The 2500-nt window shown below is 55.2% G+C and carries 1 tRNA gene, 2 rRNA genes and 1 pseudogene (1 of these 4 cut by a window edge); 3 read left to right on the top strand and 1 reads right to left on the bottom strand.

The window, feature by feature from the left end:
- From NFE57_RS08065 to NFE57_RS08055, 3 genes are all read left to right on the top strand, one after another.
- A 23S ribosomal RNA gene (locus tag NFE57_RS08065) occupies positions 1-1789 on the top strand; it begins 1006 nt to the left of the window's first position.
- A gap of 110 nt (positions 1790-1899) precedes the next feature.
- Positions 1900-2014: ribosomal RNA gene (gene rrf / locus NFE57_RS08060) — 5S ribosomal RNA — on the top strand.
- A gap of 63 nt (positions 2015-2077) precedes the next feature.
- Positions 2078-2154 (top strand) — tRNA-Met (locus NFE57_RS08055).
- 62 nt (positions 2155-2216) lie between these two features.
- On the opposite strand, the pseudogene NFE57_RS08050 reads toward NFE57_RS08055, so the two are convergent.
- A pseudogene (locus NFE57_RS08050) lies at positions 2217-2372 on the bottom strand (integrase core domain-containing protein); the annotation flags it as partial.
- Between the last annotated feature and the right edge of the window lie 128 nt (positions 2373-2500).

Below are 2500 nucleotides of genomic sequence, written 5' to 3'. Positions count from 1 at the left end.
GGAAACAGCCCTAACCTACAGCTAAGGTCCCCAAGTCATCACTAAGTGGGAAAGCATGTGGGAATCCCAAAACAACCAGGAGGTTGGCTTAGAAGCAGCCATCCTTTAAAGAAAGCGTAACAGCTCACTGGTCTAAATAAGGGTTCCTGCGGCGAAGATGTAACGGGGCTAAAGTGATGCACCGAAGCTTAGGGTGTGATCGTTTACGATCACGCGGTAGCGGAGCGTTCCGTAAGCCGTCGAAGCGATCTGGTAATGGGTCGTGGAGGTATCGGAAGTGCGAATGCTGACATGAGTAGCGATAAACAGTGTGAGATGCACTGTCGCCGAAAGACCAAGGGTTCCTGCGCAAGGCTAATCCGCGCAGGGTGAGTCGGCCCCTAAGACGAGCCCGAAGGGGGTAGTCGATGGGAAACAGGTTAATATTCCTGTACCTGGTGGTGTGTGACGGATTTCGTAAGTGGTCATTCCTTATCGGATTGGTTTGGCTGCGAAGAAGTCCCAGGAAATAGCCCCACCGTATAGACCGTACCCGAAACCGACACAGGTGGTCAGGTAGAGTATACCAAGGCGCTTGAGAGAAGTATCCTGAAGGAACTCGGCAAATTGCCTCCGTACCTTCGGAAGAAGGAGGCCCCGTCATTGGGCAACCAGTGGCGGGGGGCACAGGCCAGGGGGTAGCGACTGTTTAGCAAAAACACAGGGCTCTGCTAAGTCGGCTTCAAGACGACGTATAGGGCCTGACGCCTGCCCGGTGCCTGAAGGTTAAGAGGAGGAGTGCAAGCTCTGAATTGAAGCCCAGGTAAACGGCGGCCGTAACTATAACGGTCCTAAGGTAGCGAAATTCCTTGTCGGGTAAGTTCCGACCTGCACGAATGGCGTAACGACTTCCCCACTGTCTCCAGGATATGCTCAGCGAAATTGAATTCTCCGTGAAGATGCGGAGTACCCGCGGTTAGACGGAAAGACCCCGTGCACCTTTACTGCAGCTTCAGAGTGGCATTAGGAAAGAACTGTGTAGCATAGGTGGGAGGCTTTGAAACTTGGGCGCCAGCCTGAGTGGAGCCATAGGTGAAATACCACCCTGTTGTTTTCTGATGTCTAACCACGCACCGTTATCCGGTGCTGGGACCCTCTGTGGCGGGTAGTTTGACTGGGGCGGTCGCCTCCTAAAGAGTAACGGAGGCGCGCGATGGTGGGCTCAGGTCGGTTGGAAACCGACTGTTAGAGTGCAATGGCATAAGCCCGCCTGACTGCGAGACTGACAAGTCGAGCAGAGACGAAAGTCGGTCATAGTGATCCGGTGGTCCCTCGTGGAAGGGCCATCGCTCAACGGATAAAAGGTACGCCGGGGATAACAGGCTGATAACCCCCAAGAGCTCATATCGACGGGGTTGTTTGGCACCTCGATGTCGGCTCATCACATCCTGGGGCTGGAGCAGGTCCCAAGGGTTTGGCTGTTCGCCAATTAAAGTGGTACGTGAGCTGGGTTCAGAACGTCGCGAGACAGTTTGGTCCCTATCTGCCGTGGGCGTCGAAATTTGAGAGGAGTTGACCCTAGTACGAGAGGACCGGGTTGAACATACCTCTGGTGTACCAGTCGTTCCGCCAGGAGCGCAGCTGGGTAGCTATGTATGGACGGGATAACCGCTGAAAGCATCTAAGCGGGAAGCCTCCCTCGAGATAAGATTTCTTAGGACGGTCGAAGACCACGACCTTGATAGATCGGGTGTGGAAGCGCAGTAATGCGTGGAGCTAACCGATACTAATTGTCCTATTCGCGCTTGATGAGTCCCACCATCAATGACAGCCCTGGATTTTCAGGGTGGTCGATGGGATATTATTCATCAGCCAGGTGCATCGATTTAAGAACCCGTTTTTGCCGCACCGGCTTCATTGCCTGGTGGCCATAGCGTCAGTGTCCCACCCGATCCCATCTCGAACTCGGCCGTGAAACCTGACTGCGCCGATGGTACTATCGCTTAAGCGATGGAAGAGTAGGTCGTCGCCAGGCATTGCAGCTGGTGCAGCGAAAACGGAAGTAGAGAACCCATTCACAAGTCCTTCCCCCTTTTGACGCGGGGTGGAGCAGTCCGGTAGCTCGTCAGGCTCATAACCTGAAGGTCACAGGTTCAAATCCTGTCCCCGCAACCAAATAAACGCCGCTAGCCCGTAGGGTTAGCGGCTTTTTTGTGTCCAGCGCACAGGTGCGTTCCGAGTTCAATGGAGAACGCCGCCGGTGTGGCGTAGCCGAGCAAGGAGCGCGGTCGCTCGGTGTTGTAGGCATCGACCCAGCGCGCGAGGCTCGAGCACGCCTGGCGGACCGTGAAGAACAGTGTCTCGTTGAGCAGTTCGTCGCGCATGCGACCGTTTGTAAGCGTGTTCTGTAGGCCGCCTTGCCGCTGAGGGGATTGCTGCGATGCTTGTCGCTGGCAGCGGAGCGGCGCGTTGGATCAGGAAGTCATAGCGGATGAGAGTAGTCATACGAGTAGTCGTATGG

This window comes from Hephaestia sp. MAHUQ-44 (assembly GCF_023806085.1).
Taxonomy (GTDB): Bacteria; Pseudomonadota; Alphaproteobacteria; order Sphingomonadales; family Sphingomonadaceae; genus Sphingomonas.
The sequence above is the reverse complement of the archived record's forward strand: the minus strand, read 5'-3'. Positions and strand labels throughout refer to the sequence as shown.